Annotated in this window: 11 protein-coding genes and 1 rRNA gene; 6 read left to right on the forward strand and 6 right to left on the reverse strand. The window is 73.9% G+C overall.

Annotated features, from left to right (window positions below):
• Positions 1-88, forward strand: a 5S ribosomal RNA gene (rrf, locus tag ACZ34W_RS21230); the annotation flags it as partial.
• A gap of 424 nt (positions 89-512) precedes the next feature.
• Here rrf and ACZ34W_RS21235 read toward each other — a convergent pair.
• The 5 genes from ACZ34W_RS21235 to ACZ34W_RS21255 form a co-directional block, all read right to left on the reverse strand.
• Positions 513-1,823 (reverse strand): DUF58 domain-containing protein, encoded by a 1,311-nt coding sequence (locus ACZ34W_RS21235; RefSeq protein ID WP_465606186.1) that lies wholly within the window; start codon positions 1,821-1,823, stop codon positions 513-515.
• Between the two features lie 38 nt (positions 1,824-1,861).
• Positions 1,862-2,782: an AAA family ATPase gene (locus ACZ34W_RS21240; protein WP_329492121.1), complete on the reverse strand. Its 921-nt coding sequence runs from the start codon at positions 2,780-2,782 to the stop codon at positions 1,862-1,864.
• Positions 2,783-2,874: 92 nt separating this feature from the next.
• Complete coding sequence (locus ACZ34W_RS21245) at positions 2,875-4,149, reverse strand: DUF4350 domain-containing protein (RefSeq protein ID WP_465606188.1); 1,275 nt, start codon at positions 4,147-4,149, stop codon at positions 2,875-2,877.
• The gene (locus ACZ34W_RS21250) at positions 4,146-4,817 is read right to left on the reverse strand and encodes a DUF4129 domain-containing protein (RefSeq protein WP_465606190.1); all 672 of its coding nucleotides are present in this window, start codon (positions 4,815-4,817) and stop codon (positions 4,146-4,148) included. The genes ACZ34W_RS21245 and ACZ34W_RS21250 overlap by 4 nt, the downstream gene beginning before the upstream one ends.
• 5 nt (positions 4,818-4,822) lie before the next feature.
• The gene (locus tag ACZ34W_RS21255; RefSeq protein WP_329487906.1) at positions 4,823-6,010 is read right to left on the reverse strand and encodes a DUF7847 domain-containing protein; all 1,188 of its coding nucleotides are present in this window, start codon (positions 6,008-6,010) and stop codon (positions 4,823-4,825) included.
• 310 nt (positions 6,011-6,320) lie between these two features.
• Here ACZ34W_RS21255 and mtrA point away from each other — a divergent pair, with 310 nt between their 5' ends.
• The 3 genes from mtrA to ACZ34W_RS21270 are packed head-to-tail and all read left to right on the forward strand — an operon-like array spanning position 6,321 to position 10,990.
• On the forward strand, positions 6,321-6,998 hold the full coding sequence (mtrA, locus tag ACZ34W_RS21260; protein WP_030061806.1) for an MtrAB system response regulator MtrA: 678 nt from the start codon (positions 6,321-6,323) through the stop codon (positions 6,996-6,998).
• A gap of 1 nt (position 6,999) precedes the next feature.
• Positions 7,000-9,138: an MtrAB system histidine kinase MtrB gene (gene mtrB, locus ACZ34W_RS21265; protein WP_465606193.1), complete on the forward strand. Its 2,139-nt coding sequence runs from the start codon at positions 7,000-7,002 to the stop codon at positions 9,136-9,138.
• A complete protein-coding gene (locus ACZ34W_RS21270; protein WP_465606195.1) occupies positions 9,116-10,990 on the forward strand; it encodes an LpqB family beta-propeller domain-containing protein in 1,875 nt (624 codons plus the stop codon). The genes mtrB and ACZ34W_RS21270 overlap by 23 nt, the downstream gene beginning before the upstream one ends.
• A 94-nt stretch (positions 10,991-11,084) precedes the next feature.
• On the opposite strand, the gene ACZ34W_RS21275 is transcribed toward ACZ34W_RS21270, so the two are convergent.
• The gene (locus tag ACZ34W_RS21275; RefSeq protein WP_465606395.1) at positions 11,085-11,765 is read right to left on the reverse strand and encodes a ComF family protein; all 681 of its coding nucleotides are present in this window, start codon (positions 11,763-11,765) and stop codon (positions 11,085-11,087) included.
• 450 nt (positions 11,766-12,215) lie between these two features.
• On the opposite strand from ACZ34W_RS21275, the gene hpf reads away from it, so the two are divergent.
• Together hpf and ACZ34W_RS21285 are read left to right on the forward strand one after the other, a co-directional pair.
• Positions 12,216-12,908 carry a ribosome hibernation-promoting factor, HPF/YfiA family gene (hpf, locus tag ACZ34W_RS21280; RefSeq protein WP_329487904.1) on the forward strand — a complete coding sequence of 231 codons (693 nt, stop codon included), beginning with the start codon at positions 12,216-12,218 and terminating at the stop codon, positions 12,906-12,908.
• Between the two features lie 268 nt (positions 12,909-13,176).
• Positions 13,177-13,935: a response regulator transcription factor gene (locus ACZ34W_RS21285; RefSeq protein WP_329487903.1), complete on the forward strand. Its 759-nt coding sequence runs from the start codon at positions 13,177-13,179 to the stop codon at positions 13,933-13,935.
• Positions 13,936-13,952 lie beyond the last annotated feature (17 nt).

Consider the following 13,952-nt stretch of genomic DNA (forward strand, 5'->3'; position numbering starts at 1 on the left):
CGGTTACATTCCGAACCCGGAAGCTAAGCCTCACAGCGCCGATGGTACTGCAGGGGGGACCCTGTGGGAGAGTAGGACGCCGCCGAACAATCATTCCAAAGAACCCCCCGGTCCGTAAGGATCGGGGGGTTCTTTGCGTTTCCAGGGGCATTCTCCGGCGGCATTCGCGGTGGGTGGCTGCGGCTCGCCGGGGACCATAAGGGCAAGCTTCGGGCCGCAGGCGGTACTTCGTAGCGGGGTCAGCAGGCGCCGGTGGCGAGAGACGGCAGCAAGCCCTGGGGGCAGGCAGGCCTCCTCGCTCGACCGCCGGCAGAGTAACGGGCGGTTAGTGGCCGCCACAGGGCACCAGGGACAGAGACCCTCCCGAAGCGGCCGAAGCAGCCGAAGCGGTCGTCAGGGCGCCCGCTGACCGGACGTCCGTCCACGGGCAAGGCGTACGACTGACCCCCCCGCCACGGATGTGGCGGGGGGGGTCAGTCATGCGGTCTCACACCGGCCGTACGGCCGGGGGCTCAGAGGCGGCCGGCGGCCTTGAGGGCGAGGTAGGTGTCGGCGAGGGCCGGGGCCACCGCGGTCGGCGGGGCGTCCAGGACGGTCACGCCGCGCCGGGTGAGCCGGTCCGCGGTGAGCCGGCGGTCGGCGCGGGCCTGCTCGGCGGCGGCCGCGCCGTACACGGCCTCGACGGTGCCGCGGCCGGTGGCCAGTTCGTCCAGGTGGGGGTCGGAGACGGAGGCCAGGACCACTTCGTGGCGCTTGGTCAGCAGCGGGAGCAGCGGCAGCAGCCCGTCCTCGACCGGGGCCGCGTCGAGGCCCGTGAGCAGGACGATCAGGGAGCGGTGCGGCGCCATCTTGAGCGCGGTCGCCACCAGCGAGCGCATGTCGGTCTCGTAGAGGGCCGGTTCCAGGACGGCCATCGCGTTGGTGAAGGCCGGCAGGATCTCGCTGGGGGAGCGGCCGGCCACCGAGACGCGCTTGCGCAGGTCGTGGGCGAGCAGGTCGACCCGGTCGCCCGCCTTGGTGGCGAGCGCGGTGAGCAGCAGCGCGGCGTCGAGCGAGGCGTCCAGGCGGGGCGCGTCGCCGACTCGGCCGGCGGAGGTGCGGCCGGTGTCCAGGACGATCAGGATGTGCCGGTCACGCTCGGGGCGCCAGGTGCGGACGGCGACGGTGTTCCGGCGGGCGCTGGCGCGCCAGTCGATGGAACGGATGTCGTCGCCGGGCAGGTACTCGCGCAGGGAGTCGAACTCGGTGCCCTGGCCCCGGGTCAGGACGGAGGTGCGGCCGTCGAGTTCGCGCAGCCGGGCGAGCCGGGACGGCAGGTGCTTGCGGCTGTTGAACGGCGGCAGGGCGCGGACCGTCCAGGGGACGAGGTGCGAGCCCTGCCGCCCGGCCAGTCCGAGCGGGCCGAGCGAACGGACCGTCACCCGCTGGGCGTGGTGGTCGCCGCGCCGGGTCGGGGTGAGCACGGTGGTGGCCCGGCGCCGCTCGCGGCCGGGAATGCGCAGGGCGTGGCGGGAGGCGGCGATCTCCGTGCCGCGCCGCCACGCGGACGGGGCCCAGGCGTCGCGGACGCGGCCTCTGAGCGGGCGGCCACTGGGGTTGGTGACGGTCAGTTCGACGGTGGCCGGCTCGCCGAGCCGGACGGTCGTGTCGCCGCCCCGGGTGATCCGCAGGCTGCGGACGGGGGCGGCGAGCACCAGGTCGACGACGACGGCGAGCAGGACCGTGCCGGTGACGGCCGCGATCCCGCCCCAGGACGGCAGGAGCAGGCCCACGACGAGCGCGCCGAGTGCGGCGAGCAGGGCGGTTCGCCCGGTGAGGGCCATGCGGTTGCGCTCCTTCGTGAACGGGGCGGGGCGGTCGGTCAGCGGGGGGCGGGCGTCTGGGCCAGGACCGCCTGGATGACGGAGTCGGCGGTGACGCCCTCCATCTCGGCCTCGGCGCGCAGCGCGACGCGGTGCCGCAGGGTCGGCAGGGCGAGTGCCTTGACGTCGTCGGGGGTGACGTAGTCGCGGCCGGCCAGCCAGGCCCAGGCGCGGGAGGCGCCGAGCAGGGCGGTGGCGCCACGGGGGGAGACGCCGATCGAGAGCGACGGGGACTGCCGGGTGGCCCGGCAGAGGTCGACGATGTAGGCGAGCACCTCGGGCGAGACGGTGAGCTTGGCGATCTGCTCGCGGGCGGCGGTGATGTGTTCGGGGCCGGCGACCGGGCGCACGCCGGCTGCGGCGAGGTTGCGCGGGTCGAAGCCGCCGGCGTGCCGGGCGAGGACCTGGAACTCCTGGTCGCGGTCGGGCAGCGGCAGGATCAGCTTGAGCAGGAAGCGGTCGAGCTGGGCCTCGGGCAGCGGGTAGGTGCCCTCGTACTCGACCGGGTTCTGGGTGGCGGCGACCAGGAACGGGACCGGCAGCGCGCGGGGCGAGCCGTCGACGGTGACCTGGTGCTCCTCCATGGCCTCCAGCAGGGCGGCCTGGGTCTTCGGCGGGGTGCGGTTGATCTCGTCGGCGAGCAGCAGGTTGGTGAAGACCGGGCCGGGCTGGAAGGAGAACTCGGCGGTGCGGGCGTCGTAGACGAGGGAGCCGGTGACATCGCCCGGCATCAGGTCGGGGGTGAACTGGATCCGCTTGGTGTCCAGGCTGAGCGCGGTGGACAGGGTGCGGATCAGCAGCGTCTTGGCGACGCCGGGGACGCCCTCCAGCAGCACGTGGCCGCCGCAGAGCAGGGCGACGACCAGGCCGGTGACGGCGGCGTCCTGGCCGACCACGGCCTTGGCGATCTCGGCGCGCAGGGCGGTGAGCGCCTGGCGGGGGTCGTCGGTGGCCCCGGGGGTGCCGGTCGCCGTGCCGGGGGTGGAGACGGGGGTGGCGGTGGCCTGTTCGGTCACGGCTTCCGTACCTGCCTTTCGAGGGCGTCGAGGTCGTCGGCGAGCCGCAGCAGCGCGGCGTCGTCGGTCGGGGGCGGGCCGTAGAGGAGGGCCCGTACGTCCCCGGCGGGTCGGTCGGGGAGGCGGTCGAGGACGGCCGCGCAGAGCGCGGTGGCGTCGGGTGCGCCGCCGGTGGGCGGCACGCCGAGGACGGGCGCGAGGCGGTGGGCGGCGGCGCGGCGCAGGGCGTCGGCGGCGCGGCCCCGGGCCCTGGCCCGGCGGTAGAGGCGGGCGCGGCCCTCGGTGGTCTCGGCGGCCCGGACCACGACGGGCAGGTTCTCGCTGATGACCGGGCCGAGCCGGCGGGCCCGCCAGAGCGCGGCCAGCAGGGTCGCGATGCCGAGCTGGACGGCGGCCCAGCGCCAGCCGTCGGGGATGTAGTCGGTGAACCGCTTGTCGCCGACGCTGTCGCCGAGCGGGGCGGTGTAGTCCGGCAGGTGCCAGGTGAGGCGGGGCTGCGAGCCGAGCAGGCCGAGCGCGAGCGAGGCGTTGCCGTCCTTCTTGATCAGCTCGTTGCTGAGGAAGTCACCGCTGCCGAGGACGACGACGTCGGTGCCCTGGCCGGTCCGAACGGCGACCAGCGGGTAGCCGTGGCCGCGCGGGTAGCAGCCCTCGCCGCGGCTGCCGGCGGTGTACAGCAGGCCGCCGAGGTGGGCGGTGCCGGCCCGGACGGCCTCGGTGAGCGCGCACTGGGCGGCGGTGCTGCGGACGGCGGCGTAGGGGGCGCCGCCGCCCTCCTCGGAGGGGCGGACGCCGGGGGCGAGCGCGCTGAGGGCCGCGGGGCCGGGGGAGACGAGGACCAGCCGGCCGTGCCGGGCTGCGGCGAGGGCGCGCAGCTGGTCGGGGCCGAGCAGGTCGGGTTCGGGGACGACGAGGGTGTCGTTGCCGGTGGAGCGGGCGGGGAGGTCGGCGGTGACGTCGACGTCGAGGCCCTGGCGCTGGAGCAGCGCGACGACGGCGTGGGAGCCGGAGGCGTCGTAGGAGCGCGGGTCGAGCGGGGGGTAGCGGCGGTCCTGGTTGAGCCCGGCCAGCACGGCGGCGGCGAGCAGCAGGAGCACGGCGGTGAGCAGGTACCAGCGGGAGCGGTGCCAGAGGCCGCGGCCGGTGGGCGCGAGGCTGCCGGCCGCGGCGGGCGCGGCCGCGGGCGCGGTCTGCGGCGGTACGGGCGGTGCGGCGGGCGGCGGCCCGCCGGGGGCCGGCGGAGCGGCCGGACCGGGGGTGGGGCTGGTCATGCCGCTCCTCCCGCGGCCGGGGCGAACGCCGGGCGGGCGCGTTCCAGGGTCTGGTCGAGGTCGCGCAGCAGCTGGTACGCGGTGCGGTCGGCGGTGCGGTCGCCGTAGGCGATGTCGTCGAAGGTGCGGGCCGCGGCGCGGAGGGCGTCGGCGTGCGCCGGGAGGGCCCGGCCGGCCTCGGCGGCGGCTTCGTCGGCGGTGCGGCCGGGCCGGGCGTCGAGCAGGGTGCGCTCCTCCAGGGCCCGGACGAGGGCGCGCATCTGCTCGCGGACGGCCTCCGTCCACCGGCCGGCCGCGGCGTGCTGTTCGGCGTCGGCCCGGTACTGGCCGGCGCTGCGCGGTCCGGCGGTGCCGAAGACGTCGAGCACGGTGCGGGCGGCCCGCTTGGGCGCGCCGAACCGCCACCAGAGGGCGGCGGCGATCAGCACGGCGATCACCAGGAAGAGGATCAGTCCGGTGGTGCCGCTGGTGCCGTCGCCGGCGATGGTGGTGAGCGCGTCGTCGATCCGGTCCATGACCCAGTCGTAGACCCGCTGCTGCAGGCTCGGGTCGTGCCGGTGGTACTCCGCGTTGAGCAGTTCGTCGCGGGCGGCGTCGCGGGCCGGGTCACGTGGAACGGTGACCGGGGCGCCGCTCGCCGCCAGCGTCCTCTCCCCCCAGTTCGGCATCCGGTTCAGAGCCTCGCCGGGTTCTGGCCGGCCTGGTCGCCCCAGCCGGTGCCGCCGTACTCGGTCAGGCCCGCGGCGCGGGCGAGCTCGATGTCCAGGGCCTCGCGCCGGATCCGCTGGTCGACGTAGAGCAGCACGCCGATGGTGGCGGTGAACGGGATGGTGACGGTGGAGGCGATCACGCCGGCGATCGCGGTGGTGATCAGGACGGCGGTGGGCAGGGTGGCCGGGTCGCCCGCGTCGACCTGGCCGACGAGGTCGTCGAAGCCGAGGGCCAGGCCGACGATCGTGAACGGCACGCTGATGATCCCGGCGACGATGCCGGCCAGGACCTGGCTGAGGAGGTTGATCCCGAACAGCCGCCACCAGGAGCCGCGGACCAGTCGGCGCGAGCGGGAGAGCGCCGTGATGACGCCCTGCTTCTCCAGCATCAGGGCGGGGGCGGCCAGGCTGAGCTGGATCCAGATCCAGATCGCGACCGGGATGCTGAGCAGGCCGACCACGAAGAGCAGGCCCGCGATGGCGGGTTCGTCCGCGCCGGTCAGCAGGTAGCCGATCATCGGGGCGAAGCCGATCAGCACCACGCCGGCGCCGATCAGGGCGGTCAGCAGGGTGAGGCCGGTCAGCTGGAGCAGCCGGGGGCGGGCGTCCCGCCAGGCGTCGCGGATGGTGGCGGACTGCCCGAGGATGGCGCGGCTCACCACCATGGTCAGCAGGGCGGCGGCGACCACGCTGAGCAGCATGGTCACCGGGAGGCTCACCAGGGCGGAGATCACCGGGGTGAGGTCGCCGGTGTCGCCCCGCACGGCCAGCTGGGTGCCGGTGACGGCGGCCTGCTCGACGACGGCGACGCCGAGCGAGAGGCCGAGCGTCGTGCGCCAGTGCGTGCGGATGGTGGAGACGGCTCCGTCGAGGATCTCGCCGAGGCCGAGCGGGCGCAGCGGGATGATGCCCGGCTTGGGGCTGACCGGGGCGCCCCAGCCGTACTGGCCGTGGGGGCCGTGCGGGCCCTGGCCGCCGTACTGGGGGCCGCCCGGTCCGGGGCCGCCGTAGCCGGCGCCCCAGGCGGGGGGCGCGGCCTGGGGTGGTACCGACGGCCCGGGCGCGGCGGCGGACGTGTCGGCCGGGGGCCGGTCGTCGTCGCGGGACGGCTCGGACGAGCTGGGCGAGGCCCAGCCCGGGGTGTCGGTCATCACTGCTCCTCGGAGGGGCGTCAGGGTTCGCGGGGCCGGGTGGATCTTCACCCGCGCGCAGCGCCCATCGTGCCATGGTGGTCGGACGGCCCCCAGGGGTATCCGGTTGCTGAACGGCAACGGGAGGCCGTCGGGCGGGCGGGACGCGGTCCGGACGCGGCCCGGGGGTGACCGGTGGGGCCGGAGGGGCCGGTTCGGGCCAGGTCATTCGTCCGGTATGGCCGGAATTCGCCGGGCTGCCACTTGGCCGTTCTGGAGCAAAGGGACTGCTGTGCGGCAGGTCACAATCCGGTAATGAGAAGATGGACGCATGAAGGGACGCGTCCTCGTCGTTGATGACGACTCCGCACTGGCCGAGATGCTCGGCATTGTGCTGCGTGGTGAGGGTTTTGAGCCGTTTTTCGTCGCGGATGGGGACAAGGCACTAGCCGCGTTCCGGGAGACCAAGCCCGATCTGGTCCTGCTGGACCTGATGCTGCCCGGACGGGACGGCATCGATGTCTGCAGGCAGATCCGGGCGGAGTCCGGCATCCCGATCGTCATGCTGACCGCGAAGACCGACACGGTCGATGTCGTGGTCGGTCTGGAATCGGGTGCCGATGACTATGTCACCAAGCCGTTCAAGCCCAAGGAGCTGGTGGCCCGGGTACGTGCCCGACTTCGCCGTGCCGAGGAGCCGACTCCCGAGCAGCTGACCATCGGCGATCTGGTGATCGACGTGGCCGGCCACTCCGTCAAGCGGGACGGCCGGGGCATCCCGCTGACCCCGCTGGAGTTCGACCTGCTCGTCGCACTGGCCCGCAAGCCCTGGCAGGTGTTCACCCGGGAGGTGCTGCTGGAGCAGGTCTGGGGCTACCGCCACGCGGCGGACACCCGACTGGTCAACGTCCACGTCCAGCGGCTCCGGTCCAAGATCGAGAAGGACCCGGAGCGTCCCGAGATCGTGGTGACCGTCCGTGGCGTCGGCTACAAGGCCGGACCCAGCTGACGTGACGTACCAGGCTGACGACACCCCGTCGGAGTCCTCGACCGACGGGGACTCCGCCGTGCGCGGCGACGTGCTGAGCTCGACCACGCGCAGCCGCCGCCGTCGCGGGCCCGCCGCTCTGCTCGCGCCGGTGACCCGTCAGCTGCGCCGGCCCCTGCACCGGGTTTCGGCGCTGTACCGCCGTTCCATCCAGCTGCGGGTGGTCGCGGCCACCCTGATGCTCTCCGTCGTGGTGGTCCTGGTCCTGGGCGTGGTGGTGGTGGCCCAGGTGCGCAACGGGCTGCTGGGCACCAAGCGGGACTCGGCGCACAGCCAGGCCCGGGCCGGCTTCCAGACCGAGCAGAAGAAGATCGACGAGGCCAAGGACCTGCGGCTCAAGGTCGGCGCACCCGCCGACCAGGCCGTCGAGGAGACCGGTACCTGGCTGCTCAACCAGGTCGGCGACCTCGCGGCCAGCGGCCAGAACGTCTACTCGGTGATCGCGGTGGTGCGCGGCGGCAAGACGGTCTCGCCGGAGACGGCCGGCCTCGGACCGCGCTACACCGGTGACATCTCGCCGGTCAGCATCCCCGACACGCTGCGGGCCAGGGTCTCGGCGGAGCCCGGCCAGATCTTCGACCAGCCCACGCGGATCCACCGCGTGGACGGCGCTGGGCGGACCGAGCCCGGACTGGCCATCGGCATGCAGTTCACCGGCCCCAACGGCGTCTCCTACGAGCTGTACTACATCTTCTCCTTCGGCCAGGAGACGGACACCCTCGACCTGGTCACCGGGACCCTCGCCACGGCCGGGGTCTTCGTGGTGATCCTGATGGGCGGGATCGCCTGGCTGGTGGTGCGCCAGGTGGTCACCCCGGTCCGGATGGCCGCCGGGATCTCGGAGCGGCTGGCCGCGGGCCACCTGGAAGAGCGGATGAAGGTCACCGGGACGGACGACATCGCCCGCCTCGGCGAGTCCTTCAACCGGATGGCGAACGCGCTGCAGGCGCAGATCCGCCAGCTGGAGGAGCTCTCCCGGGTGCAGCGGCGGTTCGTCTCCGACGTCTCGCACGAGCTGCGCACCCCGCTGACCACCGTCCGGATGGCCGCCGACCTGATCTACGACAGCCGCGAGGACCTGGACCCGATGGCGGCCCGCTCGGCCGAGCTGCTCCAGGGCCAGCTGGACCGTTTCGAGTCGCTGCTCGCCGACCTGCTGGAGATCAGCCGCTTCGACGCCGGCGCCGCGATCCTGGACGCCGAGCCGGTCGACCTGCGCGAGATCGTCACCCGGGTGGTGGAGGCCGCCGACCCGCTGGCCCAGGCCAAGGGCAGCGCCGTGGTGATCCGCGGCGACGGCGAACCGGTGCTGGCGGAGGTCGACTCCCGCCGGATCGAGCGCATCCTGCGCAACCTGGTGGTCAACGCGCTGGAGCACGGCGAGGGCCGGGACGTCGTGGTCCGGCTGGGCTCGGCGGACGGCGCCGTCGCGGTCGGCGTGCGCGACTACGGCATCGGGCTCAAGCCCGGCGAGGCGTCCCGGGTCTTCCACCGGTTCTGGCGGGCCGACCCGTCCCGGGTGCGGACCACCGGCGGCACCGGCCTCGGGCTGTCCATCGCGGTCGAGGACGCGCACCTGCACGGCGGCTGGCTGCAGGCCTGGGGCGAGCCCGGCGGTGGCTCGCACTTCCGGCTCACCCTGCCGCGCACCCGCGGCGGCGACATCAACCGGGCACCGTTCCGGCTGGAGCCGGAGGACTCGCGCAACAACCGGGGCCTCGGCTCGTACGGCGTGCCGTACCGCCGGGCGATCCGGCCGGGCGGCGCCACCGCGCTGACCGCCACCGACGAGCCGGCCGTCCCGGAGACCCCGGAGGGCTCCGGGGGCAGCGGGTTCGGCAGCGGCCTCGGCGGCGTACTGAGCATCGGCCCGGGCCTGGGCACCAGCCGGCTGCCCCAGGGCCCGCGGGCCGACCCCTCGGACGTCCGGACCGCCGGCGCCGGGTACGGTGCCACCGGAGCCCAGGTGATGGTGGACCCGACGCCCGGCTGGCCGTCGGTGGCACAGCGGACGGCGGAACCGGGCCCGGCGGAGGCCGGGCACGGCACGGCCGGGACGGACACGGAGGGGTCGCAGCGTGCGAGGGACGAGCGGGACTGAGCCGCGGCTGGCCGCGGTGGCCGGCGTGGTGCTGGGCACCCTGCTGGCCGGCGGCTGCGCGGCCATGCCGGACTCCGGCGGCGTCAGCAAGGTCGAACTGGCGCAGGACTCGGTGGACAAGAACCTGCAGGTCAGGGTCTTCCCGAAGGCGCCCGACAAGGGCGCCAAGCCGCGCGACCTGCTGGCCGGGTTCCTGGACGCCGTCACGGCGGACGAGAGCTACGACACCGCCCGGATGTACCTCACCGAGGAGGCGGCGGCGAGGTGGAAGCCGGACGAGCGCATCCAGGTGCTCTCCGCGACCCCGTCGCTGCCCGTCCAGACCCTGACCGAGGCCGACACCTCCTTCGCCGTCCCGGTGTCCGGCATGGTGGTGGCCGAGGTGGACGCCAAGCACTCGTACACCTTCCTGGACGGCCAGAAGGACGTGGACTTCCAGTTCTCGTTCGTCCGGGACAAGAAGAGCGGCGAGTGGCGGATCGACGCGCTGCCCGACGGCCTGCTCATCAACGAAACCAACTTCCGCAACAGTTACCGCCAGGTGGACCGCTTCTTCTACGCGGCCGACGACCCGTCCGCGGCCGCGACGCTGCGCTCCCCGGCCGTGCTGATCGCCGACCCGATCTACCTGCGGCGCCGAATAGACCCGCTGACCTCGGCCGCCAGGGCCGTGGTCGCCGGGCCGTCCGACTGGCTCTCGCCGGTGGCCCGGAGCGCCTTCCCGACCGGTACCGCCGTCGAGCGGGTGAGCGTCGACGAGGCCCGCACCGCCCACGTGGTGCTCAACGGTGTCGACCTCGGCGGCGCGATGCTCTGCAAGCGGATGGCCACTCAGCTCTTCTACACCCTCGCCGACCAGGGCAAGGGGCAGGTGGACAAGCTGGACCTGAAGGGCCCGCGCAACAGCGGCTGCCAGGCGACCCGCGGCGACCTCCCGCAGACCGGACCGGGCGCGCTGACCGGGGCCGGCTCCCAGCGGCAGTTCTTCCAGCGGGCCGACAACGGCGTCCTGACCGAGGCTCAGGAGACCGGCGACGGCAACCCGGTGCGCGGCCCGCTGGGCCGTCCGCAACCGGCCGGCCGGGACCCGCTCGGCACGATCGCGGTGGCCCGGGACGGCGAGCGGGCCGCGGCGATCGGCGGCCGGGGCCACCAGCTCTACACGGTGCCGCTGGCGGACGGCGTGCAGGCCATGCCCGAGCCGGTGCTCACCACCCCCGTCCGCACCGGGCAGAAGGACGAGGACGGCCTGACCTCGCCCAGCTGGGACGGCCGCGGCGACCTCTGGGTGGTGGACCGCGACCCGCAGAACCGGCGGGTGGTGATGGTGCGCGGCAACCAGCCCCCGGTCACGGTGCCGGTGGACAGCCCCGACGGGCAGGTGCTGCAGGACCTCAAGATCTCCTCGGACGCCGTCCGGATCGCCCTGGTGTTCAAGGACCAGCGCGGGGCGCAGTCGCTCTGGCTCGGTCTGGTGGTGCACGGCGGCACCAAGGACGCCCCGACCGCGCGGATCACCGGACTGCGCCGGGTGGCCCCCGCGATCACCGAGGTCTCCTCGGTGTCCTGGGCGGAGGCCGACCAGCTGCTGGTGCTGGGCAAGGAGAAGGGCCGCCTCCAGCAGCTGCACTACATCAGTACGGACGGCTCGCAGAGCAGCGAGGCCCCGCCCCAGGGCGGCGAGGGGATGGCCTCGGCCCAGGCCTCGGAGGCGCCCGCCGACACCATGGACCAGGCTCCGCCGGTGCTCGCGCGGCAGGGCACCGACGGCAAGATCTACCGGCTGGTCAACAGCCAGTGGCGTGAGCTCGTCCTGAACTTCCGGGCGTCCTCCTTCATCTATCCCGGCTGAGCCGGCGGTCCGGTCCCGGCTTCATCTATCCCGGCTTCGTCTATCCCGGCTGAGCGGGCGGTCCGGTCCCGGCTTCGTCCGAGCTGGTCCGGGGCTACCGGGGGCGGGGCCCGCCCCCGGGGTGGGGTACCCGGCCGACGGGGCGGTGCGGGACGGCGGCCGCGACAGTGGCGGCCGCCGTCGGCGGGAGCCCGGCCGACGCCAACGCCCGAGCGGCCTCGGCGAGGCTGGCCCCCGTGGTCACCAGGTCGTCCACCAGGACCGGCCGGCGGCCGGTCAGCCGGCGGTCCGCCCGCGGCAGGACGGTGAGCGCGCCGTGCAGGTTGCGCCGGCGCTCGGTGGCGGTGAGGCCGGCCTGGTCCGCGACCGGCCGGGTGTGCCGCAGCAGGGCCGCCGCCCTGGCGTCCACTCCGGCCCGGCGCAGTGACCGGGCGGCCGCGCCGGCCAGCCGCAGCGTCGGATCGTGCCCGCGGGCGCGGACGGCGGAACGGGCCGAGGGCATCGGGACCAGCAGCAGCGGGCTCAGCGCCGCGCGCGGCCCGAGCGAGGAGCGCACGGCCCGGGCGAGTGCTTCGCCGAGCGGCCCGGCGAGGTGCAGCACGCCGCGCTCCTTGTGGGCGAGCAGCAGCTGCCGGACCGGTCCGGCGTACGGGGCGGCGGCGTGCACCCAGGGCAGCGCGGTGGGGCCGGGCCGGGCGGCGGCCAGGACGTGCCGGCAGGCCGGGCAGAGCTGGGTGCGGTCGGCGCCGCAGCCGGCGCAGCGGGCGGGCAGCAGCACCTCCAGCAGACCGGCCAGTGCGTGGCCGAACGGCCCTTGGGCGGACCGTGGACGGGTGGGGACGGCGGTGGGCGGCACGGCTGCTCCTGGCGGCGGCAGGCACGGAGAGTGAGCACAGGATGCGCCGTACGGGGGGTGTTGTCCAGGTATTTACCCATGCTTCACTCGCAAGAGGGTAGACAGGGTGCAACAGCTTGACCGCCAGCCCACAGCCTCGGGTCGTACCCGTATTCCCGTTTGGGGAGGCGAAAACCCCGTGTGAGGTGTTCGATGAGGCTCCAGGGGGTTTCAACCGTCCCTGGTGGGGAGGAAGTGAGGTGAGGGCCAGTCGCTTTCGTCGCTCGCGGCGGAGGTGGAGGGTCAGCAGCGAATTGGCTGGTCCGGCTGGGTCTCAGCCCGATCCGGTAGCACCCGGATCGGCGTCAGCACGAGGGATCGGAGTTCTGCGTGGACATCGTCGTCAAGGGCCGCAAGACCGAGGTGCCCAAGAGGTTCCGCGAGCACGTGGCCGAGAAGCTGGAGAAGGTCCAGAAGTTCGACGGCAAGGTGATCAGCCTCGACGTCGAGGTGTCCAAGGAGCACAACCCGCGTCAGGCCGACCGGTCCGAGCGGGTGGAGATCACTCTCCGTACCCGCGGTCCGGTGATCCGGGCCGAGGCCGCCGCCGGCGACCCGTACGCGGCGCTCGACCTGGCTTCGGCGAAGCTCGACGCGCAGCTGCGCAAGTCCGCGGACCGGCGCCGGGTGCACAAGGGCGGCAACGGCCGTACTCCCATCAGCGTCGCCGAGGCGACCGCGGCCCTGGCCGCGCTGCCCGAGACGACCAAGCCGGAGAACGAGACCAACGGGGCCGTCCGCAAGACCATGATGGGATCCCTGGAAGTGGAGGGCGAAGGCCCGCTGGTGGTCCGGGAGAAGACCCACCCGGCCGCCCCCATGGCGCTGGACCAGGCGCTCTACGAGATGGAACTGGTCGGCCACGACTTCTACCTGTTCGTGGAGAAGGACAGCGGCCTGCCGAGCGTCGTCTACCGCCGGCACGGTTACCACTACGGAGTCATCCACCTGAAGGCCGACGGAACGACCGGGCCGGGTGGCGGTGCCGGCGGCGCCATCGGCGGCGCCGACGACGAGGACTGACCGTCCGAGCGGTGTGGGAGTGGTGACCCCGGCGGCGCTGCCGCCGGGGTCACCGGCGTTCGGGGGGCGTTCCGGGCGCGTTCGGGGGTGTTCCGTGGCGTTCGGGGCTGCTCCGGAGCGGGTGCCGGGCCGGTCCGGGCCGGTGACCGGCCGATTCCGGGCGCCGGGAGGTCACCCGGTGCGGGGGAATCGGCATCGGAGGGTGACCGGAGGACGCCTGCGGCGTGGAATGATTGGCGAACGACGACCGGCGACGGGGGAGGAGCGGATGGGGGATCACTTCGGGCTGGGGCCCGGTGCGGGGCCGGTCGGGGGGGTGGCGCGAGGGTCGGGGGAGGACCTCGACTACGCCCCGCGCCGGAGGGAGCCGATCCGCGTCCTGGTGGTGGACGACCACGCGCTGTTCCGCCGCGGCCTGGAGATCGTGCTCGCCGAGGAGGAGGACATCACCGTCGTCGGTGAGGCGGGGGACGGCGCGGAGGCCGTGCTCAAGGCCGCCGACCTGCTGCCCGACATCATTCTGATGGATGTTCGGATGCCCCGTCGCAGCGGGATCGAGGCCTGCACCGCGATCAAGGACGTGGCCCCCAGCACCAAGATCATCATGCTGACGATAAGCGACGAGGAAGCCGACCTCTACGAGGCGATCAAGGCGGGTGCCACCGGGTACCTGCTCAAGGAGATCTCCACCGACGAGGTGGCCACCGCGATCCGGGCGGTCGCCGACGGCCAGTCGCAGATCAGCCCGTCGATGGCCTCCAAGCTGCTCACCGAGTTCAAGTCGATGATCCAGCGCCGCTCCGACGACCGGGACCTCGTGCCCGCACCCCGGTTGACCGACCGGGAGTTGGAGGTGCTGAAGCTGGTGGCGACCGGGATGAACAACCGGGAGATCGCCAAGGAGCTGTTCATCAGCGAGAACACCGTGAAGAACCACGTGCGCAACATCCTGGAGAAGCTCCAGCTGCACTCCCGGATGGAGGCCGTGGTCTACGCGATGCGGGAGAAGATCCTCGAAATAGGGTGACGGCGGAGCCCGTCGCG

It is taken from the genome of Kitasatospora sp. NPDC022856 (assembly GCF_055561235.1).

Coding starts and splice junctions, on each gene's coding strand:
- ACZ34W_RS21255 (WP_329487906.1), bottom strand. CDS start 6,010: ATGACCGACACCCCGGGCTGGGCCTCGCCCAGCTCGTCCGAGCCGTCC.
- ACZ34W_RS21250 (WP_465606190.1), bottom strand. CDS start 4,817: ATGCCGAACTGGGGGGAGAGGACGCTGGCGGCGAGCGGCGCCCCGGTC.
- mtrA (WP_030061806.1), top strand. CDS start 6,321: ATGAAGGGACGCGTCCTCGTCGTTGATGACGACTCCGCACTGGCCGAG.
- ACZ34W_RS21245 (WP_465606188.1), bottom strand. CDS start 4,149: ATGACCAGCCCCACCCCCGGTCCGGCCGCTCCGCCGGCCCCCGGCGGG.
- ACZ34W_RS21235 (WP_465606186.1), bottom strand. CDS start 1,823: ATGGCCCTCACCGGGCGAACCGCCCTGCTCGCCGCACTCGGCGCGCTC.
- ACZ34W_RS21285 (WP_329487903.1), top strand. CDS start 13,177: ATGGGGGATCACTTCGGGCTGGGGCCCGGTGCGGGGCCGGTCGGGGGG.